18 protein-coding genes are annotated in these 25,179 nt (G+C 62.9%); 5 read left to right on the plus strand and 13 right to left on the minus strand.

The window, feature by feature from the left end:
- The first annotated feature begins 159 nt into the window (after positions 1–159).
- Positions 160–999, plus strand: coding sequence for a DMT family transporter (locus tag P5704_004030; GenBank protein WOF79676.1), 840 nt, complete (start codon positions 160–162; stop codon positions 997–999).
- Between the two features lie 17 nt (positions 1,000–1,016).
- Here P5704_004030 and P5704_004035 read toward each other — a convergent pair whose 3' ends face one another.
- The 5 genes from P5704_004035 to fadB all read right to left on the minus strand — a co-directional run bounded on the left by P5704_004035 (position 1,017) and on the right by fadB (position 8,275).
- Positions 1,017–1,535: a DUF6586 family protein gene (locus P5704_004035; GenBank protein WOF79677.1), complete on the minus strand. Its 519-nt coding sequence runs from the start codon at positions 1,533–1,535 to the stop codon at positions 1,017–1,019.
- A 138-nt stretch (positions 1,536–1,673) separates the two neighbouring features.
- The gene (topA, locus tag P5704_004040; protein WOF79678.1) at positions 1,674–4,277 is read right to left on the minus strand and encodes a type I DNA topoisomerase; all 2,604 of its coding nucleotides are present in this window, start codon (positions 4,275–4,277) and stop codon (positions 1,674–1,676) included.
- 288 nt (positions 4,278–4,565) lie between these two features.
- A complete protein-coding gene (locus P5704_004045) occupies positions 4,566–4,799 on the minus strand; it encodes a DUF1653 domain-containing protein (GenBank protein ID WOF79679.1) in 234 nt (77 codons plus the stop codon).
- Between the two features lie 134 nt (positions 4,800–4,933).
- Complete coding sequence (fadA, locus tag P5704_004050) at positions 4,934–6,109, minus strand: acetyl-CoA C-acyltransferase FadA (protein WOF79680.1); 1,176 nt, start codon at positions 6,107–6,109, stop codon at positions 4,934–4,936.
- Positions 6,110–6,127: 18 nt separating this feature from the next.
- Positions 6,128–8,275 carry a fatty acid oxidation complex subunit alpha FadB gene (gene fadB, locus P5704_004055; GenBank protein ID WOF79681.1) on the minus strand — a complete coding sequence of 716 codons (2,148 nt, stop codon included), beginning with the start codon at positions 8,273–8,275 and terminating at the stop codon, positions 6,128–6,130.
- Positions 8,276–8,712: 437 nt separating this feature from the next.
- On the opposite strand from fadB, the gene P5704_004060 reads away from it, so the two are divergent.
- Together P5704_004060 and P5704_004065 are read left to right on the plus strand one after the other, a co-directional pair.
- Positions 8,713–10,746, plus strand: coding sequence for a S9 family peptidase (locus P5704_004060; protein WOF79682.1), 2,034 nt, complete (start codon positions 8,713–8,715; stop codon positions 10,744–10,746).
- A gap of 295 nt (positions 10,747–11,041) precedes the next feature.
- A complete protein-coding gene (locus P5704_004065; protein ID WOF79683.1) occupies positions 11,042–11,404 on the plus strand; it encodes a DUF2892 domain-containing protein in 363 nt (120 codons plus the stop codon).
- Between the two features lie 163 nt (positions 11,405–11,567).
- On the opposite strand, the gene acs is transcribed toward P5704_004065, so the two are convergent.
- The 3 genes from acs to P5704_004080 all read right to left on the minus strand — a co-directional run bounded on the left by acs (position 11,568) and on the right by P5704_004080 (position 15,950).
- Positions 11,568–13,523, minus strand: coding sequence for an acetate--CoA ligase (gene acs, locus P5704_004070; protein WOF79684.1), 1,956 nt, complete (start codon positions 13,521–13,523; stop codon positions 11,568–11,570).
- A gap of 383 nt (positions 13,524–13,906) precedes the next feature.
- The gene (locus P5704_004075) at positions 13,907–14,905 is read right to left on the minus strand and encodes a TRAP transporter substrate-binding protein (protein ID WOF79685.1); all 999 of its coding nucleotides are present in this window, start codon (positions 14,903–14,905) and stop codon (positions 13,907–13,909) included.
- A gap of 145 nt (positions 14,906–15,050) precedes the next feature.
- On the minus strand, positions 15,051–15,950 hold the full coding sequence (locus P5704_004080) for a LysR family transcriptional regulator (protein ID WOF79686.1): 900 nt from the start codon (positions 15,948–15,950) through the stop codon (positions 15,051–15,053).
- Positions 15,951–16,126: 176 nt separating this feature from the next.
- Here P5704_004080 and P5704_004085 point away from each other — a divergent pair, with 176 nt between their 5' ends.
- Together P5704_004085 and P5704_004090 are read left to right on the plus strand one after the other, a co-directional pair.
- Positions 16,127–17,329, plus strand: coding sequence for a CaiB/BaiF CoA-transferase family protein (locus P5704_004085; GenBank protein ID WOF79687.1), 1,203 nt, complete (start codon positions 16,127–16,129; stop codon positions 17,327–17,329).
- Positions 17,330–17,515: 186 nt separating this feature from the next.
- Positions 17,516–18,451 (plus strand): hydroxymethylglutaryl-CoA lyase, encoded by a 936-nt coding sequence (locus tag P5704_004090; GenBank protein ID WOF79688.1) that lies wholly within the window; start codon positions 17,516–17,518, stop codon positions 18,449–18,451.
- A gap of 223 nt (positions 18,452–18,674) precedes the next feature.
- On the opposite strand, the gene P5704_004095 is transcribed toward P5704_004090, so the two are convergent.
- The 5 genes from P5704_004095 to P5704_004115 form a co-directional block, all read right to left on the minus strand.
- The gene (locus P5704_004095) at positions 18,675–19,259 is read right to left on the minus strand and encodes a hypothetical protein (GenBank protein WOF79689.1); all 585 of its coding nucleotides are present in this window, start codon (positions 19,257–19,259) and stop codon (positions 18,675–18,677) included.
- Between the two features lie 1,793 nt (positions 19,260–21,052).
- Positions 21,053–21,943 (minus strand): alpha/beta hydrolase, encoded by an 891-nt coding sequence (locus P5704_004100; protein WOF79690.1) that lies wholly within the window; start codon positions 21,941–21,943, stop codon positions 21,053–21,055.
- 118 nt (positions 21,944–22,061) lie between these two features.
- Entirely contained in the window at positions 22,062–23,066 is a 1,005-nt protein-coding gene (locus P5704_004105; GenBank protein WOF79691.1) for a TRAP transporter substrate-binding protein, read from the minus strand.
- Positions 23,067–23,119: 53 nt separating this feature from the next.
- Entirely contained in the window at positions 23,120–23,947 is an 828-nt protein-coding gene (locus P5704_004110) for a CoA ester lyase (protein WOF79692.1), read from the minus strand.
- A 20-nt stretch (positions 23,948–23,967) separates the two neighbouring features.
- A complete protein-coding gene (locus tag P5704_004115; protein ID WOF79693.1) occupies positions 23,968–25,173 on the minus strand; it encodes a CaiB/BaiF CoA-transferase family protein in 1,206 nt (401 codons plus the stop codon).
- Between the last annotated feature and the right edge of the window lie 6 nt (positions 25,174–25,179).

Below are 25,179 nucleotides of genomic sequence, written 5' to 3' on the forward strand. Positions count from 1 at the left end.
GGCAGCCTTTGCCGGCCCCAGTGCTCTAGCAGGCTCAGGACGAAGGTAGACAAGGATGCCGAGCAGCATCCGCGGCCAGAAAAGAAAACGATGCACCCAAGGAAACCGACACGTAGCATGCGCCGAAAAAAGCGCGCCAGTGCGCCATAAGGACTGCGTATGACCGCCCGTACCCTGCTGCTAACCGCGCTGGCCATGCTGGCGTTTGCCGGCAACTCGTTACTCTGCCGTGTCGCCTTGCGTGACACCGCCATCGATCCCGCCAGCTTTACCGGACTGCGGATCCTTGCTGGAGCGCTCACGCTCTGGCTGCTGTTGCGATTCGGAAAGTCCAGACAATCGGCAGGCGGAGATTGGCTCAGCGCCCTGGCACTGTTCGGCTACGCCGCCAGTTTTTCCTACGCCTATATCAGCCTGGATGCCGGAGCCGGCGCTCTACTGCTATTCGGCGCAGTGCAGTTGAGCATGCTCACCTGGGGCTTGCTGCGCGGCGAACGCTTCAGCGGCGGACAGATTGCCGGCCTGCTGCTGGCATTGAGTGGATTGTTGATCCTGCTACTGCCGGGAAGCAGCACGCCAGCACTGGATGGCGCGTTGCTCATGCTGCTGTCCGGTGTCACCTGGGGCATCTATTCGCTGCACGGACGGGGCGCGAGCAATCCGCTGGCAGCAACCGCGGGCAACTTCATCAAGGCCGTGCCGTTGGCCGCTGTGCTTTGTCTGGTGACGCTTGGCCAGCAACGATGGGATGCGCCAGGAGTCGTGTACGCCCTGCTCTCCGGGGCGCTGACCTCTGGCGTCGGCTATGCCATCTGGTACACGGCGTTACCCGGTCTTGCGGCCATACAGGCAGCGAGCGTGCAGCTCAGCGTTCCGCTACTCACAGCCATCGCTGGGGCTGTTCTGCTGGGTGAAGCGCTGACGGCAACGCTGACCGTCTCCGGCGCAGCGATTCTCGGCGGCATTGCCATGGTCCTGAGCATCAGGCACCGCAGCTGACGCCACGGCACCCGCTGTCACCACTCGGTGAGCGACTCACGAAAACGTAACGCCAGGCCTTTGAGGTTCTGCCGCCAGGCTTCCAGCTCGACGCGCGACAGCGGCGGCACCTCATCCTCGACACTGACTGCCTCGATCAGCGGCTGCCGCGGATCGGTCTTGGTCTTGGCAGGAGCGCGTGGCGGCTGGAACAGCTGCTTGTAGGCGGCAAGCAACTCTCCGAGCCAGGTACTTGGCTGCTCGGACAACTCCAGCAGTTCGGCGAGTTCCGGGCTCGGCGCAGCCTCGAGCACGCTGCGGGTCAGAAATGCCTCGACTACCGGCGCATCCGCACCGGGCGATCGGTAGTAACCGGCGATCTCATGACACAGCCCAAGCAAGGCGCCGTAAAGGTGGAACAGGCAAGCCTCGCGCTCAGCCTGGATCAAGCCTTGTGAGTTCATCGAGGCAGACTCTTCGGCCTTGCGCCAGCTTTCCAGTGACAAGCCGGCGAAGAAGATCTTCTGGTTGGTGCGCGTGTAGAGCTCGTGAGCCATGGCATGCTCTCCGAAAGAAGATGGACAGAGAATGGACCTTCCCAGGTTGCCGCACCAGACCGGCTGACGAAGCGTCAGCCGGTCTGGGGGGAATGCGCTCGATCCGACCGATCCGCTGAGCGGTCGACCGCAACGAAATCAGCGCTTGTCTTCGACCTTCCACTTGCCGCCGTCGTAGAACGCCTTCCAGCCGGTCGGCTTGCCGTCCACTTCGGTCTGCACGTACTGCTCCTTGGTCTTGCGGCTGAAGCGGATGACCGCGAAGCGACCTTCCGGATCTTTCTGCGGTGCATCGAGCAGGAAGTGGTACTTGGGATCGATCTCGTCCTTGTGCGGGATCAGCTCACGCACCAGCGGCGCGCGGGTTTCGCGATTCTTAGGGAACTGACTGGCCGCCAGGAACAGGCCGGAAGCGCCGTCACGCAGCACGTAGGTGTCATCGACCTTCTCGCACTTGAGCTCGGGCATCTTCACCGCATCCATCTTCGGCGGCGCGGCCTCACCGTTCTTCAGCAGCTTGCGGGTGTTCTTGCATTCGGCATTGGTGCAGCCGAAGAACTTGCCGAAACGGCCGGTCTTGAGCTGCATCTCGCTGCCACACTTGTCGCATTCCAGGCTCGGACCTTCATAGCCCTTGATGCGGTACTGGCCCTTCTCGATCTCGTAACCGGAGCAATCCGGGTTATTGCCGCAGATATGCAGCTTCTGCGTCTCGTCGAGCAGATAGGCATCCATCGCGGTGCTGCAGATCGGGCAGCGGCGCTTGCCCAGCAGCACGCGGGACTCGGATTCGCCCTCGTCGTCGGCGGCGATCTCGTCGCCGGGGATCAGGTTGACCGTGGACTTGCAGCGCTCCTTCGGCGGCAGGCTGTAGCCGGAGCAGCCGAGGAACACGCCGGTCGAGGCGGTGCGGATCATCATCGGCCGGCCACAGACCTTGCACGGGATGTCGGTCAGCGTCGGCTGGTTGGCGCGCATGCCGTTCTCGCTGGCCTCGGCGACTTCCAGCTTCTTCCTGAAATCGCCGTAGAACTCGTCGAGCACGTGCTTCCAGTCGCGCTCGCCCTGGGCCACGTCGTCCAGGTGCTCTTCCATGCCGGCGGTGAAGCCGTAGTCCATCAGGTTGTTGAAACTCTCGGAGAGGCGCTCGGTGACGATGTCGCCCATCTTCTCCGAGTAGAAACGGCGGTTGTGCAGCGAGACGTAGCCGCGATCCTGGATGGTCGAGATGATCGCGGCGTAGGTCGACGGTCGGCCGATGCCGCGCTTCTCCATTTCCTTGACCAGGCTGGCTTCGGAGTAGCGCGCCGGCGGCTTGGTGAAATGCTGGCTCGGGTCGAGCTTGAGCAGCTGCATGTCGTCGCCCTTGTTCATCTCCGGCAACACGTCATCCTCACCGGCCTTGCTCTGTTGCGGCATGACCTTGGTGTAACCGTCGAACTTGAGGATGCGGCCCTTGGCGCGCAGCTCGAAATTGCCGGCAGCGACGGTCACGCTGGTGGACAGGTACTGTGCCGGCGGCATCTGGCAGGCCACGAACTGGCGCCAGATCAGCTCATACAGACGCTCGGCGTCGCGCTCCATGCCTGAAAGCTGAGTCGGACGCAGATTGACGTCGGACGGGCGAATCGCCTCGTGCGCCTCCTGCGCGCCCTCCTTGCTCGAATAGACGTTGGGCTTCTCGGGTAGGTACTTGTTGCCGAACTCGTCCTCGATGAAGCCGCGCACCATGGCGATGGCATCGGCCGAGAGGTTGGTCGAGTCGGTACGCATGTAGGTGATGTAGCCCGCCTCGTAGAGACGCTGGGCCATCATCATGGTCTTCTTCACGCCGAAGCCCAGGCGATTGCTCGCCGCCTGCTGCAGCGTCGAGGTGATGAAGGGTGCCGAGGGCTTGCTGCTGGTCGGCTTGTCCTCGCGCTTGCTGACGCTGTACTGCGCGCCCTTGAGCTTCTCCAGCGCGGCGTTGGCCTGCGCCTCGTTCAGCGGCTTGAAGGCTTCGCCGTTCTCACGCGCGACTTCGAAGCGCACCTTGGCCTGCTGAGCCGTCGCCAGGTCGGCATGCACTTCCCAGTATTCTTCCGGGACGAAGGCGCGGATCTCGCGCTCGCGCTCGACCACCAGCTTCACCGCTACCGATTGCACGCGACCGGCGGACAGCCCGCGGGCGATCTTCTGCCAGAGCAGCGGCGAGACCATGTAGCCGACCACACGGTCGAGAAAACGCCGCGCCTGCTGCGCGTTGACCCGGTTCAGGTCCAGCTCGCCAGGTTCGGCGAAGGCTTCCTGGATCGCCTTCTTGGTGATCTCGTTGAACACCACGCGCTTGTAGCGGCTGTCGTCGCCGCCGATGGACTCGCGCAGATGCCAGGCGATGGCCTCCCCCTCTCTATCCAAGTCGGTCGCGAGATAGATGGTGTCGGCTTCCTTGGCCAGGCGGCGCAGTTCCTCGATGACCTTTTCCTTGCCGGGCAGAATCTCGTACTTGGCCTTCCAGCCGTGCTCCGGGTCGACGCCCATGCGGGTGATGAGTTGACGCTTGGCCTTCTCCTTCGGAGACAGCGCTGGCGCTTCGGCGGCCGCAGCCTTGCCGCGCTTGACCGGCTCCTTGTTGGCAGAGCCGCTGGTAGGAAGGTCGCGGATATGGCCGATACTCGACTTCACCACGTACTGGTTGCCCAAATACTTGTTGATTGTCTTGGCCTTGGCCGGTGATTCCACGATGACCAGCGATTTACCCATGGAGAGGAGAGTTCCTGAATCTAGAGGTGAACAGAGGCGGCGCCTCCGACAGTTTGAATACCCGCACCGACACTAAACGGCAAGGCATCAGCGTACGTTAGTGCGCGTTTTGCGAACGGGCCGACCTGACAGAGAAATCGCCCTGCCCGGCTCCGCCTGGTGCGAATCAGAGCAGCCACTCGATGCCATCCAGCGAACAGCAAGGTTTAAGCTCTGTCCGAAAAGCACCGCTATATATAGTGGCGATGGAGGTGAGGTCAAGCGCGGACCTGGTGGCCGCTGGCCAGCTCAACCTCCGAAAACGCTCGTTTCGACTTCGATCAATGCGAAACGCGGGACCGTTTCGCCGTTGACTTCGACGCTCTCGGTGAACATCGACAGCGGGCGCACCCAGAGTCCGCGTTCCCCATACAGCGCCTGGTAGAACACTACCGGCTCCTCCGTCTCGGAGTGCCGCGCAACAGCGAATACGCGATATTCCGGCCCCTTGTAATGGCGATAACGCCCCGGCTGCAACTGCATGCCTACCTCCACACAAATACAAAAAAGAAAAACCGGGGCACCAGGCCCCGGCTTCCATGCACCGGCTGACAATCATATTCCCGCTCAGTCGCGAGATTGGCTGTCAGCCTAGCGCAGTCATTTGCATCTGTCTGTCAGACGCGCTCGAAGACCGTACTGATCCCCTGGCCCAGACCGATACACATGGTGGCGACACCGAGCGTACCGTTGTTCTGCTTCATCACGTTCAGCAGGGTGCCGGAGATACGCGCACCGGAGCAGCCGAACGGGTGACCCAGGGCGATCGCACCGCCATGCAGGTTGACCTTCTCTTCCATCTTGTCGAGCAGCTTGAGGTCCTTGAGCACCGGCAGCGCCTGTGCAGCGAAGGCTTCGTTCAGCTCGACGTGGCTGATGTCGTCCATGGTCAGACCGGCGCGCTTGAGCACCTTCTGGGTGGACGGCACCGGGCCGTAACCCATGATTGCCGGGTCAACGCCAGCCAGCGCCATGGCGCGAACCACGGCCAGCGGCTGAATGCCGAGGTCCTTGGCACGCTGCGCGGACATGACGATCATGCAGGATGCGCCGTCGGTGATCTGCGAGGAAGTACCTGCAGTCACGGTGCCGCCCTTCGGGTTGAACGCCGGCTTCAGTGCAGCCAGGCTTTCCAGGGTGGTGTCCGGACGGATGGTTTCGTCGTAATCGAAGACCTTGAGGAAACCGTCCTCGTCGTAGCCTTCCATCGGGATGATTTCATCCTTGAAGTTGCCTTCCACCGTGGCCTTGTGCGCCAGGCGGTGCGAACGCTCACCGAAGGCATCCTGCTGCTCGCGGGTGATGCCGTGCATCTTGCCGAGCATTTCAGCGGTCAGGCCCATCATGCCGGACGCCTTGGCAGCGTACAGCGACAGCTGCGGATTCGGGTCGACGCCGTGCATCATGCTGACGTGGCCCATGTGCTCCACACCACCGATGACGAATACGTCGCCGTTGTTGGTCTGGATGGCCTGCACGGCAGTGTGCAAGGCGCTCATGGACGAACCGCAGAGGCGGCTCACGGTCTGGCCGGCACTGGTGTGCGGGATACGCGTCATCAGCGAAGCCATGCGGGCGATGTTCCAGCCCTGCTCGAGGGTCTGGTTCACGCAGCCCCAGATCACGTCCTCGACTTCGGCCGGGTCGATCTTCGGGTTGCGTGCCAGCACGCCGTCGATCAGGTGTGCGGACATGGTTTCGGCGCGGGTATTACGGTGCATGCCGCCCTTGGAGCGCCCCATCGGGGTGCGACCGAAGTCGACGATGACTGCATCTCTTGGATTCAGGCTCATGAATTCTCTCTCCCTCGATTAACCGTAGAAGCGCTGGCCGTTGGCAGCCATCTCACGCAGCTTCGCGGTCGGGTGGTACAGCGGGCCCAGGTCGGCGTACTTGTCGGCCATCGCGACGAACTCGGCGACGCCGATCGAATCGATGTAGCGCAGCGCACCACCGCGGAAGGGTGGGAAGCCAATGCCATAGATCAGGCCCATGTCGGCTTCGGCAGCGGTTTCGACGATGCCGTCTTCCAGGCAGCGCACGGTTTCCAGGCACAGCGGGATCATCATGTAGTTGATGATGTCCTCGTCGGACAGCTCGCGCGTCTCGGCAACGACCGGCTTGAGCAGCTCATAGGCCTGGGCATCGACGACCTTCTTCGGCTTGCCCTTCTTGTCCATCTCGTAGGCATAGAAGCCCTTGCCGTTCTTCTGGCCGAGGCGGTTGGCCTCGTACATGACGTCGACGGCGGTACGGGTGTCGTCCTTCATGCGATCCGGGAAGCCTTCAGCCATCACGTCACGGCCGTGGTGGCCGGTGTCCATGCCGACCACGTCCATCAGATAGGCCGGGCCCATGGGCCAGCCGAACTTCTCCATCACCTTGTCGGCGCGAACGAAGTCGACACCATGAGCGATGGCGCGGGCGAAGCCGCCGAAGTACGGGAACAGCACGCGGTTGACCAGGAAGCCCGGGCAATCGTTGACCACGACCGGGCTCTTGCCCATCTTCTTGGCGTAGGCGACGGTGGTAGCGATAGCGGTTTCGCTGGTCTTCTCGCCACGGATCACTTCTACCAGCGGCATCATGTGTACCGGGTTGAAGAAGTGCATGCCGCAGAAGTTTTCCGGACGCTTGAGCGCCTGGGCCAGGTAACTGATGGAGATGGTGGAGGTGTTGGAGGCGATGATCGCGTCTTCGCGAACGTGGCCTTCCACCTCGGCCAGCACGGCGTGCTTGACCTTCGGGTTCTCGACCACGGCCTCGACGACGATATCGACGTTGCCGAAATCGCCATAGGACATGGTCGGACGGATCGCGTTGAGCGCCTGCGCCATCTTGTCGGCGGTCAGACGACCTTTTTCGACACGCTTGCCGAGCAGCTTGGAGGCCTCGTCCAGACCCATCTGGATACCCTCTTCGCGGATATCCTTCATCAGGATCGGCGTGCCCTTGACGGCCGACTGGTAGGCGATGCCGCCGCCCATGATGCCAGCGCCGAGCACGGCAGCCAGTTTCACGTCACGCGCCTGCTTGTCGTAGGCCTTGGCTTTCTTCTTCAGTTCCTGATCGCTGAGGAACAGGCCGACCAGGCTTTCGGCAACCGAGGTCTTGGCCAGTTTGACGAAGCCGGCGGCCTCGACTTCCAGCGCCTTGTCACGACCGAAGTTGGCGGCTTTCTGAATGGTCTTGATGGCTTCGACCGGGGCCGGATAGTTCGGGCCGGCCTGGCCAGCCACGAACGCCTTGCTGGTTTCGAAGGCCATCATCTGCTCGATGGCGTTGAGCTTGAGCTTGTCCAGCTTCGGCTGGCGCTTGGCCTTGTAGTCCAGCTCGCCGGAGATGGCGCGCTTGACCAGATCCAGTGCGGCGGCCTGCAGCTTTTCCGGGACGACCACGGCATCGACTGCATGCACCTTGAGCGCGTCTTCGGCGCGATTTTCCTTGCCCGATGCGATCCACTCGACGGCGTTATCCACACCGATCAGACGCGGCAGGCGCACGGTACCGCCGAAGCCCGGGTAGATGCCCAGCTTGACTTCCGGCAGGCCGACCTTGGCGGCGGTGGACATGACACGATAATCAGCGGCCATGCACATCTCGAAGCCGCCACCCAGGGCGATGCCGTTGATGGCAGCCACGGTGGGCACGCCCAGGTCTTCGAAATCGCTGAAGATCTTGTTCGCTTCGAGGTTGCCGGCGACCAGTTCCTCGTCGGCCATCTTGAAGTTGTCGACGAATTCGGTGATGTCGGCGCCGACGATGAATACGTCCTTGCCGCTGGTTACGATGACGCCTTTCACCGACGCGTCAGCCTTGATGGCATCGACGGCCTGGCGCAGATCGTTGAGAGTGAGGCGATTGAACTTGTTGACGGACTCACCCTTGAGGTCGAAATTCAATTCGACGATGCCGCTCTCAAGAGCCTTAACCGTGATGGCTTTACCTTCGTAAATCATCAACTGATCTCCAGGTATGGAAGCTGAACGTTACGTGTCTCACGTCTTCGGCCCTACTCGGCCGAGCCTTGCGGCGAACGACACCCACCGACACGATAATCCGGGGTGACCGGCGTCTGCTCTGGCAAACGCTCGATTCATACGCCCGTTTGATTTGGGTCGGCACACCTTCGGGGAAAAGCTCAGCATTGTCAATCAGCTGGTTCGCCTAACCGAAAGCCCACCTGCAAGCGGACATTTCGCGACCACCCAGTCATCATCGACAACGCCGATTCGCCGCCATTCACCGCGCCCATGGCCGCATTGCCCGGTGGGCGGGCGGGCTGAAACCGGACTGCACCAACCGGGTCAATCCTAGACGCAGTCGAGCAGGTACACTGCCGCATTTCGTTGCACGCCATGTGCGGCCAACGCACCACAGAATCCGGAGTTACTGCATGCCCAACGCCCCAATCGCCCGCGCCGACACTGGCACCGATCCCTATCGCTGGCTGGAGAATCGCGACGCCGACGATGTGCTGGCGTACCTCAAAGCGGAGAACGCCTATCTCGAAGAACAGCTCGCCGACCAGGCTGGGCTGCGCGAGACGCTGTTCCAGGAAATCAAGGGCCGCATCCGCGAAACCGACCTGTCCCTGCCGTCGCCCTGGGGGCCGTGGCTGTATTACCAGCGCACCACGGCTGGCGACGAATACCCGCGGCACTATCGCTGCCCGCGCCCGGTCGATGGCTCGCTCACCGTAGACGAGAACGCCGAACAGCTGCTGCTCGACCCCAACGAGCTGGCGGGCGGCGGCTTTCTATCCTTGGGCGCGTTCAGCGTCAGCCAGGATCACGCCAAGCTGGCCTACAGCCTCGATCGCGAAGGCGACGAGATCTACCGCCTGTTCGTCAAGGACCTCGCCAGCGGCGACGTGACCGCCCTGCCCTTCGACGATTGCGACGGCAGCATGACCTGGGCCAACGACAGCCGGACGCTGTTCTACGGTGAGCTGGACGACACCCACCGCCCACATAAGATCTACCGCCATCGCCTCGGGGAAACGGGCAGCAGCGAGGTTTATCACGACCCGGACGGGCGCTTCTTCGTGCATTGCTACCGCACCAGCTCCGAGCGCCAGCTGGTGATTCTTTCCCACAGCAAGACCACCAGCGAAGCCTGGGTGCTGTCGGCGGACGAGCCGGAAGGTCGGTGGACGTGCCTGGCACCACGCCAGGAAGACCACGAGTACTTTCCCGATCATGGCCTTCACGAGGGTCAGTGGAGCTGGCTGATCCGCAGCAACCAGGCGGGCATCAACTTCGCCCTCTATCACGCCAGCGAGGCGCAGCCCGAGCGGGAGCGCTGGCAGGAACTGGTTGCCCATGACGACGCAGTGATGCTCGAGGATGTCAGCCTCAACGCCGAGGCGATCACCCTGACCCTGCGCGAAAGCGGCCTGCCGGTGATCGAGGTGCGGCCGCAGGGCGTGCAGCCCTATCGCCTGCAGCTGCCCGATGCGGCCTACAGCCTGCACGTGCAGAATTCGCTGGAATACACCAGCACGGTGATTCGCCTGCGCTATGAAGCGCTGAATCGCCCGGCACAAGTCCGTCAGCTGACGCTGGCCGACGGCACGCAGGAAGTGCTCAAGGAAACCCCGGTGGAAGGCCCCTTCGATGCGGACGTCTATGAAAGTCGACGCATCTGGGCGACCGCGCAGGACGGCACGCAGATCCCCATCAGCCTGGTCGGCCGGCGTGACAGCTTCGGCAAGCCGGCCCCGCTCTATCTCTATGGTTACGGCGCCTATGGGCACAGCCTCGATCCATGGTTCTCCCATGCGCGCCTGTCGCTGCTCGACCGCGGTTTCGTCTTCGCCATCGCTCATGTGCGTGGCGGCGGCGATCTCGGCGAAGCCTGGTATCGCGCCGGCAAGCTGGAACACAAGCCGAATACTTTCAGCGATTTCATCGCCTGCGCCGAGCAGCTGTTGGCCGATGGCTACACCACCTCAGCACGCCTGGCCATCAGCGGCGGCAGCGCCGGCGGCCTGCTGATCGGCGCAGTGCTCAACCTGCGCCCGGAGCTGTTCGGCGCAGCCGTCGCCGAGGTGCCCTTCGTCGACGTGCTGAACACCATGCTCAACGCCGACCTGCCGCTGACCGTGACCGAGTACGACGAATGGGGCGATCCGAATCAGCCGGAGGTGCATGAGCGGATCAAGGCCTACGCGCCCTACGAAAATATTCGCGCCCAGGCCTACCCCGCGCTGCTCGCCGTGGCCGGCTACAACGACAGCCGCGTGCAGTACTGGGAAGCCGCCAAATGGGTCGCCAAGCTGCGCGCCACCCGCACCGACGACAACCTGCTGCTGCTCAAGACCGAATTCGGCGCCGGCCACGGTGGCATGAGCGGTCGCTACCAGGCACTCAAGGACGTGGCGCTGGAGTACGCCTTCGTGCTCAAGGTATTCGGCATGGCCGCTTAACGCGCGCGCGGCCTGTCGGGTCGGGTTGCGCGAGACATTCATCCTCGGGGCCAGCCGCGAAGCATGACTGCGTCACGTCGGTCTTCCGGACTTGGCCGCGAAGTTCGTCCGTCGCGCTTTACGATTCGCGGTCACTCCGACGAATTACCGAGCCCCTGGATTTCTCCCCATCACATTCCCCTGGCTTCCTACAACGCCGATTTCACCGGCGTTGCCGCCAGATGCCGACCTGCGGCACCGAACAGCCTGCGCCGGCGAGAGTCATTCATTGAGAATGTCCTCGTCGGAGCCACCCATGAACAACAAGTCCTCGAACCACCAGAATCAGAACGTCCACGGCTGGGAGCGCGCCATGTCCCTGGCCGGCGGGCTGTATTTCCTTGCCAAGGGCCTCAGCCGCGGCGGCCTGGGCGGACTACTGCAGCTGGGCATCGGCGGGCTGGCGCTGTCGCGCGGCATAACCGGGCACTGCGAAGCCAAGCGCGTGTTCAATGAAATCAACGAACAGGCCGGCATGGCCGAAGGCCGCTCGCACCAGATGCCGTTCGAACGCTCGGAAAAGGATAGTCAGCAACTGCAGGCCAATGCCGCGGCTGCCACCAACGGCACCAGCGTAACCGGCAATGACAGCCTGAAAAGTCCGCCCGCCGGCGTCTGATTGCGCCGCGGGCAGGCCTGTGGGAGCAGACTTGTCCGCGAATGCGGCTGGCCCACCATGTCGCGGAGAAATTAGTGCCGGCGAGTCGAGCCTTTACCGCAGGGCAAAGCTCGCGGGGTGGAGGCGACCGGATGCGTGACTTCGCTCCGGTCGCCCTCTGCCTTCAGCGCATCTTCACCGCCTCATGGGCCTCGATCAGCTGATCGACCACACCAGGATCGGCCAGGGTCGAGGTGTCGCCCAGCGCGTCATAGTCGTCCGCGGCGATCTTGCGCAGCAGCCGGCGCATGATCTTGCCGGAGCGCGTCTTCGGCAGCCCAGGGGCCCACTGGATCACATCCGGCACGGCGATCGGCCCGATCTCCTTGCGCACCCATTGCTGCAACTCCTGACGCAACGCATCCGTGGGCTCCACACCGCTGACCAAGGTCACATACACGTATATCGCCTGCCCCTTCAGCGCATGCGGAACGCCCACCGCTGCAGCTTCGGCCACCCTGGCATGGGCGACCATGGCGCTTTCGATCTCCGCGGTGCCCATGCGGTGCCCGGACACATTGAGCACGTCATCCACCCTTCCGGTGATCCAGTAATAGCCATCCTCGTCGCGGCGCGCGCCGTCGCCGGTGAAGTACATGCCGCGGAAGGTCTTGAAGTAGGTGTCGACGAAGCGGTCGTGGTCCTTGTAGATGGTGCGCATCTGTCCCGGCCAGGAGTCGAGGATCACCAGATTGCCCTCGGCAGGGCCTTCGAGCAGATTGCCGAGGTTGTCCACCAACCCCGGCACCACGCCGAACAGCGGGCGCGTGGCGGAGCCCGGCTTGAGCGCAGTAGCCCCCGGTAGCGGGCTGATCAGGATGCCGCCGGTCTCGGTCTGCCACCAAGTATCGACGATGGGGCAGCGCGATTGTCCGACCGTTTCGTAATACCAGTGCCACGCCTCGGGATTGATCGGTTCGCCCACCGTGCCGAGCAGGCGCAGGCTGGAGCCGTCGCCCCCCTCCACCGCCGCGGCCCCCTCGGCCATCATGGCGCGGATCGCCGTGGGCGCCGTGTAGAGGATGTTCACCTTGTGCTTGTCGATGATCCGGGCGATGCGCGTAACGTCCGGATGATTCGGCACGCCTTCGTACATCAGCGTCGTCGCACCGTTGGCCAGCGGGCCGTAGATCAGGTAGCTGTGCCCGGTGATCCAGCCGATATCGGCCGTGCACCAATAGACCTCCCCGGGGCGGTAGTCGAACACCCGCTCATGGGTCAGCGCGGCATAGAGCAGATAGCCGCCGCAGGTATGCAGAACACCCTTCGGCTTGCCCGTGGAGCCTGAGGTATAAAGGATGAACAGCGGCTCCTCGGCCCCCATCTCCTTCGGTGCGCAGACCTCACCGGCCACGTGCATCAGATCGTCGTAGCAGATGTCGCGATGCGAGTGCCAGCGGATGTCGGCCCCCGTGCGGCGCACGACGATGATCTTCTGCACGCAGCTGGTCTGCGGGTTGGTCAGCGCCTCGTCGACGTTCTCCTTGAGCGGCACCGGTTTGCCGCCGCGAATGCCTTCGTCGGCGGTGATCACGATCTTCGACTGACCATCGATGATGCGCCCGGCCAGCGCTTCCGGGGAGAAGCCACCGAACACCACCGAGTGGATCGCGCCGATGCGCGCGCACGCCAGCATCGCCACCGCCGCCTCGGGAATCATCGGCATGTAGAGGGTCACCACGTCGCCGCGGTGAACATCCTGCCCGCGCAGGGCATTGGCGAACTTGCTGACTTCCTGGTGCAGCTCGCGATAGGTGATCTCGCGATGCTCGGAAGGATCATCGCCCTCCCAGATGATTGCCACCTGATCGCCGCGCTCGGCCAGGTGCCGATCCAGACAATTGGCCGAGACATTGAGCGTACCGTCGGCGAACCATTTGATGTCCACGTGGTGATCGTCGAAGGAGGTACGCTTGACCTCGGTGAAAGGCCGGATCCAGTCCAGCCGCGCCGCCTGCTCGCGCCAGAATCCTTCAGGGTTGATCACCGACTGCTGGTACATGGCCTTGTAACTGGCTTCGTTGGTCAGTGACTGAGCGGCCACCTCGGGCCGAACCGGATATACGGACGCAGCGCTCATGGCAGTTCCTCGTCTGTCTTGTTGGTATGCAGAACCCTGTCCAGCAGGCGAACCCAATAACCAACCCAGCGCCTGTCAGACGGTGCAATCCAGCCAAGCACGCCACCCATGGCGTATCGGCTTTGCTCAAGCATAGACCGCGCCTCGTCGCATGCGTGCGCGCTGCCGCCATTCGCCAGAGCTTTCACGTAGCTGAATGCTTCAGTCCCGACACCAGCGGATGCGTTTTGCGGACAAAAAAAAGCGGCCTCAGGGGCCGCTCGGTCAACCATCCGGTTGGAATACACACGTGTCCGATCACGCAGATAGACCCCGCCATTCTGTGCAGCAGGCACACTGGCCGAAACTGCACATTGGTCTAACAGACTATTGGCGGGCTTGCCTCAGGACGCATCGTTGGCCGCCTGGGCCGCCTCGATCAGCTCCTTGCCGATCTCGTCCTCGAACTTGTTCCAGGCTGGCTGCACCGCCTCGCGCCAGCGGGCGCGCTGCTCGTCGGTGAGCACCAGAATCTCGCTCTTGCCCGAGTCGATGACGCCCTGCTTGGCCTTCTCGTTCAGCGCTTCGGCCTGGCGATTCACCTCCACGGTAACCTCATCGATGATCGTCTCCAGCTCGCCGCGCACATCCGCGGGCAGGCCGTTCCAGAACCTGGTGTTGGTGATCAGCAGGTAGTTGCCGATGCCGTGGCCGGATTCGGTGATGTACTTCTGCACCTCGTGGTACTTCTGGCTGTAGATGTTCGACCAGGGATTGTCCTGGGCATTGACCACGCCGGTCTGCAGGCCCTGGTATATCTCAGCGAAGGCCATCTTGCGCGGCACGGCACGCAGGGCGGTGTACTGCGCGGCCTGCAGGTCCGACGGCTGCACACGGAATTTCAACCCGCGGGCATCGGCCGGCTCGCGCAGCGGCTTGTTGGCAGTGAAGTGGCGCATGCCGTTGAGCCAGTAGGCCAGGCCGGTGATGCCCTTGTCCTCCATGGACTTGAGCATCGCGCGGCCCTTGTCCGACTGCTGGAAGCGCTGCGCCGCGGCCATGTCGTCGAACAGGAACATCAGGTCGAACAGCTGCAGCTGCTTGGTGTACTGCTCGAGCTTCGACGGTGCCGGCGCCAGCAGCTGCACCTCGTTCATCAGCAGCGCCTCCATCTCCTTGCCGTCGCCATACAGCGAGGAGTTGGCGAACACCTGCACTTCCACCTGACCGGGCAGGCGCTCTTCCACGAGCTTCTTGAACATCAGCGCACCCTGGCCTTTCGGCGTGCTGTCGGCGGTGATGTGGGAGAACTTGATCAGGATCGGATCGGCCTGGGCGCCGAGCACGGTGAACAGTGCCGAAGCGGCGAGCAGGCGGGTGATGCCACGGGTGAGTCGTGCCATGGGGAGCTCCGTTTTGTAGTTGTGTGAGCCATATTGCTGACCCGACTCTACCCCGGCATCGCCACGCGCTGAATTGCTATTTGACCAAGCGAGACTTCGTGCCTGACGAAGGCAGCAGCGCAATCACACGGCGAGACGCGCGTCTTCAGCCATTGCCTTCGCGAGCGGTGAGGTGCTCGAGCATCTGCCGGGCAGTCACCGACAGGCTTTCCAGATTGCGCACGCCCAGCTTCAGCTCCCGTCGCGCCCAGGCATCGCTCAACGGCACGATGGCCACGTCCAGCGCCGGCAGGTAGTTGCGCACCACTTGCTCGGGCAGCACGCCGATGCCCATGCCGGTATGGATCATCCGGCAGATCGCCTCGAAGCTGCGCACCTGGATGCGCAGGCGCAGCGGTGTACCCATCTGCTGTGCCGACTGCTGCAGCAGGGCATGCAGCGAGGCGTCCTGCTGCAGGCCGATGAAGTCGAAGCCTGCCGCCTCGCGCAATGCAATGCATTCGCGGCCGGCCAGCGGATGCTCGCGTGGCGTGACCAGCACCAGCCGATCCTCGCGGTAGGGAAACACCTGCAGGTCCTCGGCCGGCATGTGCCCGGCGAAGATGCCGATATCGGTCAGCCCCTCGCGCAGCGCACGCAGGGTGTCACTGCTGACCCGCTCCTCCAGGTCGATCTTCACCTCCGGATGCTGGTGGGCAAAGGCGCTCAGGTCCTCGGGCAGGAACTCGATCACCGCTGAGGTGTTGGCGTGGATGCGCACATGGCCCTTCACGCCCTGGCTGAACTCGCTCAAATCGGCGTCCAGCTGTTGCAGATTGTCCAACAGGTTGCGCGCATGGTGCAGCAGCGCGTGGCCGGCCGGTGTCAGCTCGACGCCCTTGGGTTGGCGATAGAGCAGGCTGACACCGAGCTGCCCTTCCAGATCGCTGACGCGCTTGCTCACCGCCGCCAGGGCGAGGTGCTCGCGCTCGGCGGCGCGGGTCAGACTGCGGGTCTCGGCGATGGCGACGAACAGCCGAAGGGTGACGAAATCGATGCGACGCATATTGGATTCCCGTATTCGCGGTAGACGAAGCATGCGCTGCCCGACCTGAGCTTTTCAAAGCTCCTTTCGTCTTAGCCTTCGTGAGGCGCGAAACCTTACTTGGCCAACGGCCAATTGTCCGCTGCCGATGCGTCGGTCATGCTCGGCACCATGAATCAACCGGCACAGGTGTCGTGATGAGCGAACAGACAGACAAGAACCTGCCGCTGCAGGGCCTCAAGGTGATCGAGATGGGCCAGCTGATCGCCGGCCCTTTCGCCAGCAAGCTGCTCGGCGAATTCGGCGCCGATGTGATCAAGATCGAGCCGCCCAAGGTCGGCGACCCGCTGCGCAAGTGGCGCAAGCTCAAGGACGGCACCTCGCTCTGGTGGCATGTGCAGTCACGCAACAAGCGCTCGGTGACGCTCGATCTCAAGGCCGCGGAAGGCCAGGAAATCGTCCGCCAGCTGGTGGCCGAAGCCGACATTCTGGTGGAGAACTTCCGCCCTGGCACGCTGGAAGAATGGGGCCTGGGCTGGGATGAGCTGTCGAAGCTGAACCCGCGGCTGATCATGCTGCGCATTTCCGGATATGGCCAGACCGGCCCCTATCGCGACCTGCCGGGCTTCGGCGTGATCGGCGAAGCCATGGGTGGCCTGCGCCACCTGTCCGGCTATCCGGGCCAGCCGCCGGTGCGGGTTGGCGTCAGCATCGGCGATTCGCTGTCCTCGCTGTACGGCGTGATCGGTGTATTGCTCGCCCTGCAGGAGCGCAACCGCAGCGGCCAGGGCCAGGAGATCGACGTGGCGCTGTACGAGTCGGTGTTCGCCATGATGGAAAGCCTCGTGCCCGAATACGACGCCTTCGGCTACGTACGCGAGCCGGCTGGCAGCGCCCTGCCCGGCATCACCCCGTCCAATTCCTATTTGTGCAACGACGGCGCCTACGTGCTGATCGCCGGCAATGGCGACAGCATCTACAAGCGCCTGATGATCCTGATGGGCCGCCAGGACCTGGCCGACGACCCGCGCTTCGCCCACAACGACGGCCGCGCGCAGCACGCCGAACTGATCGACGCGGCCATCGGCGAGTGGACCCTCCGCCACGACCGCGACGCGGTGATCGAAGCACTCAAGGGCGCCCGCGTGCCGGCCGGCTATCCCTACACCGCCGCCGATATCGTCAAGGACCCGCACTACCTGGCGCGGCAGATGATCGAGCGGGTCGAGACCTTCGCCGGCCCACTCAAGGTGCCGGGCGTGCTGCCCAAGCTGTCGCGCACCCCGGGACGCATCGGCGAGGGCGGCCCGCAACTGGGCGAGCACACCGACGACGTGCTGGCCGGCCTCGGCCTCACCGATGAACAACGCCAGGGCCTGCGCGAGCGCGGGATCATCTGACACTTCTCGTAGGGTGGATGACGCCTTTTTCATCCACCACGACATTCCCGAAACGGTGGATGGATGGAGCTCATCCACCCTACGCCCATACGTAGGGTGGACAACGCGAAGCTTGTCCACCTCCGAAGCAACCGAAAAGGTGGATGGATGAAGCGTCATCCACCCTACGAAACCCCAGGACTCCCCATGAGCAAACGCCTGCATATCCAGGAAGTCGCCACCCGCGACGGCTTCCAGATCGAAGCGGCCTTCGTGCCGACCGAAGCCAAGATCGCCCTGATCGACCGCCTCTCGCAGACCGGGCTGGCGAAGATCGAGGTCACCTCCTTCACCTCGCCCAAGGCTATCCCCAACCTGCGCGACGCCGAGGACGTGATGCGCGGCATCCGCCGTGCGGAAGGCGTCGAGTACACCGTGCTGGTGCCCAACGTGAAGGGCTGCGAGCGCGCGCTGGCCTGTGAGGTGGACGAGATCAACCTGGTGATGTCGGCCAGCGACACCCACGGCCTGGCCAACCTGCGCATGACGCCCGAACAGTCGCTGGTGCAGTTCCGCGAAATCATCGAAGTCACTCGCGGCAGTGGCGTGTTCATCAACGCCTCGCTGTCGACCACCTTCGGCTGCCCCTTCGAGGGCGACGTGCCCGAGCGGCGCATCTATGAGCTGGTGCAACGCCTGCTGGAGATCGGCGTGCAGGGCATCACCCTCTGCGACACCACCGGCATGGCCGACCCGGCGCAGGTCGAGCGTATCTGCCGCGAAGCGCTGAACAGCTGGCCACAGGCAATATTCACCGCACACTTCCACAACACCCGCGGCATGGGCCTGGCCAACGCGCTGGCAGCGCTGAACGCCGGCATCGACCGCTTCGACGCCTCTCTCGGCGGACTCGGCGGCTGCCCTTACGCGCCAGGCGCCAGCGGCAATATCTGCACGGAAGATCTCGTGCATATGTTCCAGCGCATGGGCCTAGACACCGGCGTCGATCTCGACCGCCTGCTGCAATGCGCCGCCGACCTGCCCCAACTGGTCGGCCACGACGTGCCGGGCGCGGTACTCAAGGCCGGCAAGGCCGACCGTCGTCATCCGAAACCGAAGTGGATGGAGGAAGCTGGCCTTTGACCGCGTGCGGAGCTCTACGGGATGGTGGCGCCGTGAGCGGCGGTTCAGCGGCGACAGGCACAACGCAAAGCCCGCCCTACGGCGGGAATGAGCAATGAGGTGGACCAGTGCTTGTGGTGAGAGGCGAGACTGCCGGAACAAACGCATCCTGCTGCGGAACGCTTGGTTAAGGGGCGGGCTTTAGCCGGTGCCAGTGAGCGAAGCGAACGATTTGAAGCATTTGTTAGAAAGCGCCTGCCTCATGAGTAATGGATAACCCAAGATCCCGAGCAGCCTGCTGGGACCACCGCCGTGAAAAGTGCTTTACAGCAATGGTCTGCACCGTCGGATACCTAGTGCGCATATATTCAACTGCATCGTTACCGTGCGCCACAACTAGCCTCGGCTTGAGCGCTTCAACCAAGAAATCGAATGCTCGCGAGTGCCTCATGCTACCAGCAAGATCCTTCGCGTCTTCCGTGGCCGATGCGTAGATGTTCGTCTCGAGAATATGGGTATCGCCCGCTGAGGATATGACCCACTCAAGGACTCGACGAGTATTGCTGATGGGGTTCCTACGGGTTTTGCCAGGTTTAAGCGGGCGTTTCGCTCGCTCGGCGAGATAGCTCTCAAACCAGGCACGCTTGTTGAAGCCGGCCTCGCAATCCCAGAACTCCCAAAAGTCTCTCTCACTAGCAGACGCCGGGTTCAGCCCGACGATGAAAACTCGACAATCAAGGGGCGAGCCATCGCAGACGAAAGGCCGCTGATCGGTTGGTCGACCGATGATAGTTTCGAGCCGTTGCTGGAACTCCGTGAGGTTTGGCATGGCGACCACTCCCTTTGCGCTTTCTAACGTTTGGTTAAGGGGCGGGCTTTAGCCCGCTCCAGTGAGCGAAGCGAACGATTTGAACCACTAGTTAGGTGTGCTCGGTTGAAGGTTGGTGAAAGGGTCTCCATAACACCAAAACGCCCCTCCTTTGTATGTGTCTGGCAGTCGTGGATTAAACAAAGAACTTCGCATTGAGAGGTCTACGGAGACATGCTCGCCAGTGGCCACATAGTGATAAAGCTGTAAAGCTAAGAATTGGGCCCCAACAGCGTTTAACACGGCCTCTAGTGTCGCTCTAGAAAAATGCTCATGGCGTTGATGCTTTAGTTTGTTGTAGCTCTTGCTCCACCAGTCGGGCCTTTTCTCCTCCGTCCACTCCTTCCAAGGCTGGAGAATTAACTGATAACGAGGAATGGCAACCTCGCACCGAGATAAGAGGGGGAATTTTGCTAATAGTATTGGGTGATACTCGGTGATTTTTGCGGCCCGTGACAATGGATCAATAAGTTTGCAAAGCTCATTAAATATTGAGTCTACCTCGGATGCTGCAAGCACAATTAGCTTTGAAAATTCGTTAGAGTACGATTGGTAATTTGCATGTGAAAACTCAACATACCTTGCGCATGCAAGTAATTCCGCCTCAACGGCCAAGAAATAATTCCAATTTTTTGGTGTTGTGGGCATTGAGACACCTAACGCCTAAATTTAAGCCGAACTGTGTAATGGAGCCAAACATAGGGCAAGATTTTTCTGCCCTATGTTGGTGGAAGGAAGCGGTTTCGGCTTGAACGCATTGTTAGGCCTTATCTCGGGCTTTCAATCGTTCAGCTATCTGTGCCCAAGACTCGCGTGCACCACGAAAGTTACAGCCGGGTGGAGCAACGGATTTGACCGCTAGAAAATTGAAGAACCCAAGTGCGACAAGTCGATTACGGGCCTTGTTACCCAGAGCTACAACGAGAGCATCTGGGACTAGCTCTAGCTGTTTCAGTAGATAGCGCTTGCCACATTCCTTTGCCACCTGACCTCTCACGTGCCCGCCTTCCTTAGCCGCAGAACACAGCACTGACTCAGTCATCCAGACCTTCCGGAGCTGCTCTTCGAGGGACAATTCTGGCCAGCACGAATCTAGAATGAAGGTTACGTTGCGATGAAAGAGATCTGTACCTGCAGCGAAAGAACGGTTCGCGAAATCGTAAGCTGATGCGAGGCCTTCGTGCGTTTCTCCAGGCTGAGGATCGCCTGGCTCCGCATACACCAATACGAGCTCAATCTCGGCAATAGTTCCAGTTGCACCGCGAAATCCTCGTGGTACATGGCCAGTCTTGGGGTCCCACCGCATATCAAAGCACGTATCAGAAAAGCCCGGGCATGGAGCATATGCCGGCTCCAATATTTTCTTGAGCTGCGAGTTGAGAGATATTTTCGACATGAGGCCTAACTATATTTAGATACCAAGTGATATATAAGACGCTGAACGGGATCGGTGCCTAACATTTCGCTCGCTTTTCCCTCCGAGCTTCTAGCTCGCGCTTCTCAGGGATGCCGGGTGTTTATACACCAGCTCCGGGAGGCATGTAATTGATGTGATCAAACCTTGCCTCGCCTGCGACCTTCCGCACACGCTCCACCATTGCTGCGTCGATGAGTTGTCGAGATCGCCGAACGTCTACCAGGCAAACGAAAGCTGGCCAGCACAAGCGGCAGGCCTAGCAGAGCCGAAGAAAAACCAACCACTGCAGGCCAGAGAAACAGTTAGGTCTCGCCGCCCGCAGCATATAGCAACGGGCTCAATCCCCCTGACAGAACTGCAGAATCGCCTCGGCCACTGCCTGCGGCGCTTCGCGCTGGGGAAAATGGCCGACGTGTGGCAATAGCTGTCGGTGGTATGGGCCGCTGAACAAGACCTCACGCCCGGCCGAGGTTTCCGGTGCGTTGCAGGTATCCGCCTCGCCGTGCAGCACCAGCGTCGGCACGGCGAGCACGGGTGGCGGTTGCAGCAGGGCCTCGTCCGATGCATAGGCAGGATCGCCATCGACGAAGCCCCAGCGGTGGCGATAGGAATGCAATACCACGGCGGCCCAGTCCGGGTTGTCGAACGCGTCCAGCGCCTGGATGAAATCCGCCTCGCTGTACCAGCCGGCCGGTGACCAGGTATCCCACAGCAAACGAGTCAAGGCCGCACGATCCTCGATTACCGTCTGCTCGCCGCGCGGGGTGGCCATGTACCAGTGGTACCAGTAGTTGCGCGCCTGACTCAGCGAGATGTGCTGGTTCGGGTCATTGGTGCCGTAGCCCACCGCGAGCATCACCAGTCGTGCGGCGGCGTGATGGCGCAGTCCGCAGGCATTCGCCACCGCCCGTGCGCCCCAGTCATGGCCGACCAGCACCGGTTGGCCGAGGCGCAGCGCATCGATGAAATCCAGCAGATCGCGCCCCAGTGCGGCCAGTTGGCCGCTGCGTGGGGTCAGCGGGTCGCGAAAGCGTGTCTGGCCAAAGCCGCGCAGCGTCGGGCAGAGCACCCGGTAGCCGGCCGCGGCCAGGCGCTCGGCGACTTCGGTCCAGCTCTCGGCACAATCCGGCCAGCCGTGTACAAGCACGGCCACTTGCTGGCCACGGGGGTTCCATTCGAGATAAGCGATATCCAGCACCGGTGTGCTGACCATGGCGTAACGACTCATGCCGGCGTCTCCTTGCGCATTCTGGCCGGACAGCATAAAGCCTGTGCCAGGCATAAAAAACGGGCCGGTCGCATTGGACAGGCCCGTTTGTTTTCCGGCGCTTGGCGCCTTCAAGGTGTCAGGAGCGGTTGGCCGCCTGCGCCGCTTCGATCAGTTCGGCGCCGATGTCGCTCTCGAATTTCTTCCATACCGGTTTCATCGCCTCGCGCCACATCGCGCGCTGCTCGGGGGTCAGTTCGATGATCTCGGTCTTGCCGGAGGCCGCGATGGCCTGGCGTGCCTGCTGGTTGAGGTCGTCGGCCTGGCGGTTCACCTCGGCAGTAACCTCATCCATGATCGTTTCCAGCTCGCCGCGCACGTCATCCGGCAGGCCGTTCCAGAACTCGGTGTTGGTGATCACCATGTAGTCGATCAGGCCGTGGTCGGACGCGGTCATGTAGGGCTGAACCTCGTGCACCTTCTGGCTTTCGTAGTTCGACCAGGTGTTCTCGGTGCCGTTGACCACGCCGGTCTGCAGGCCCTGGTAGACCTCGGCGAAGCTCATCTTGCGCGGGTTGGCGCGCACCGCCTTGAACTGCTCGTCGAGCACGGCGGAAGCCTGCACGCGGAACTTCAGCCCACGGGCATCCTTCGGCTCGCGCAGCGGCTTGTTCGCCGAGAGCTGCTTCATCCCGTTGTGCCAGTAGGCCAGGCCGGTGATGTTCTTGTCCTCCATAGCGCGCAATAGCGCCTTGCCCTGCGGGCCGCTCTGGAAACGATCGGCAGCCGCCAGGTCATCGAACAGGAACGGCAGGTCATAGATCTGGATGGCCTTGGCGTAATGCTCGAACTTGGCCAGCGACGGCGCCAGCATGTGCACATCGCCGAGCAGCAGCGCCTCCATTTCCTTACCGTCGCCGAACAGCGAGGAGTTGGGGTAGACCTCGACCTTCACCTTGCCCGGCAGGCGTTCCTCGGCGAGTTTCTTGAACAGCAGGGCGCCCTGCCCCTTCGGTGTGTTGTCCGCCACCACGTGGGCGAATTTGATAGTTACGGGGGCGGACGCCGTCTCGGCGGCATGCACCAGCCCGGCAACGGTGAAAGAAAGCGCGCAGGCGAGTGCCTTGAGCTTGTTACTCAGCATGGAAGTACCTCTTGTTTTTGTCGGTTGGTACGTTTCGCGGGCACGCGTTGCGGTCAGGGCACCGCTTGCCCGGCACGTTGCAGCAGGCGACGGGCACGGCCGATGACCGGTGCATCGACCATCTGTCCGTCCACTACGAAAACCCCATCGCCGGAAGCTCCGGCGGCGAGGATACGTTGCGCCCAGTCCAGTTCCGCAGCACTGGGCATCAGGGTTTCGTGCACCACGGCGACCTGGCTCGGATGGATGCACAGCAGGCCGCCAAAACCCATGTCACGCGCGTCGGCAGCGGCACGGGCGAGGCCTTCGAGGTTCTTGATGTCGGGGAAGACGCTGTCCAGCGGTGCTGCCAGCCCGACCAATCGCGACTGCAGCAGCAGCGCATAGCGTGCCTGGTCAAGCATGCGCTCGGCGCCGGCGGTGCCATTGGCCAGGCCGAGATCGAGGCCCAGGTCCAGCGCGCCGAAGGACAGCCGCTCGACACCCTGGGCATGGGCGATTTCCGCCAGATTGGCCAGCCCGCGGGCACTTTCGACGATTGGCCAGACCGGCTTGCCGCAGCTGGCCGCCAGCGCAACCTGCACCGCGCTTTCGACCTTCGGCAGCAGCACGCCGGCGACGCCGGCATGACGGGCACAGAGCGCCAGGTCCGCGGCCTGCTCGGCATGGGTTGGCGCGTTGATGCGCACCAGCACGCGCGCGTCCGAGTTGGCAGCGAGGAAGGCATCGAGGTTGCCCCGCGCCTCAGCCTTGAGGTTCTCCGCGACCGCATCCTCGAGGTCGACGATGACCGCGTCGGCACCGCTCGCCAGCGCCTTGGGAATGCGCTCCGGGCGGGTCGCCGGGACGAACAGTGCGCTGCGGATGATCGATGAGTTCATGGGCTGACTCCTCGGCGCGCTCATACCGCGCCCTGCTCGTGCAAGCGCTGAATGTCACCAGGGGCGTAGCCCAGTTCGGCCAGCAGGCTATCGGTGTGCTGGCCCAGCGCGGGGATCGGGTCCATACGCGGGGCGAAGGCGCTGTTGCGTCCCGGCGGCAGCAGCGCAGGCAGGCGACCGGCCGGGCTGTCCACCTCGCTCCAGCGCTGGCGGGCCTTGAGCTGCGGATGCGCCCAGACACCGGCCATGTCGTTGACATGCGCATTGGCAATAGGCGCGGCATCCAGCCGGGCGATCACCTCCTCGGCGCTAAGGTGGCTGAACGCCTCGACGATGAGCGCACGCAATTCGGTGCGATGCTCCGAACGCCGGGCGTTGCTCGAGAAGCGCTCGTCCTGCGCCAGCCCCGGCTGCAGCAGCACCTTGTCGCAAAACGCCAACCACTCGCGCTCGTTCTGCAGGCCGAGCATCACCGTGCCGCCGTCGCCGGTAGGGAACGGGCCGTAAGGGTAGATGGTGGCGTGCGCGGCGCCGGCACGCGGCGGCGGCGTCGCGCCCTTGTAGGCGTAGTACAACGGGTAGCCCATCCACTCCACCAGGCTTTCCAGCATGGAAACGTCGACGCGGCTGCCCTCGCCCGTCTTGTCGCGCAGCATCAGCGCCGAGAGCACGCCAGTGTAGGCGTACATGCCCGCGGCGATGTCGGCGATGGAGCAGCCAGCCTTGGCCATCTCGGTCTCGCCCGGCCCGCCGGTGACGGAGAGAAAGCCGCCCTCGCTCTGGATCAGCAGGTCGTAGGCCTTTTTCTGTTCATAGGGGCCGCCCTCGCCGTAGCCGGAGATGTCGCAGACGATCAGCCGCGGGAAACGCTCGTGCAGCGCCTCGAAGGACAGCCCCATGCGCGCTGCGGCACCGGGCGCGAGGTTCTGCACCAGCACGTCGGCACCCGCCAACAGCTGGTCGAGCACCTGCGCGGCGACGTCCTGCTTCACGTCCAGGGTCAGGCTTTCCTTGGAGCGGTTGGTCCAGACGAAATGCGAGGCCAGGCCGTCGACCCGCTCGTCGTAGCCGCGGGCGAAATCGCCGGCACCGGGGCGCTCGACCTTGATCACCCGCGCACCGAGGTCGGCCAGCTGGCGCGTGCAGAACGGCGCGGCGATGGCGTGCTCGAGGCTGACCACGGTGATGCCATCGAGCGGGCGGGGTTTGGCGGTTGTATCGTTCATATCCTG

The organism is Pseudomonas sp. FeN3W, assembly GCA_030263805.2.
Classification (GTDB): domain Bacteria; phylum Pseudomonadota; class Gammaproteobacteria; order Pseudomonadales; family Pseudomonadaceae; genus Stutzerimonas; species Stutzerimonas stutzeri_G.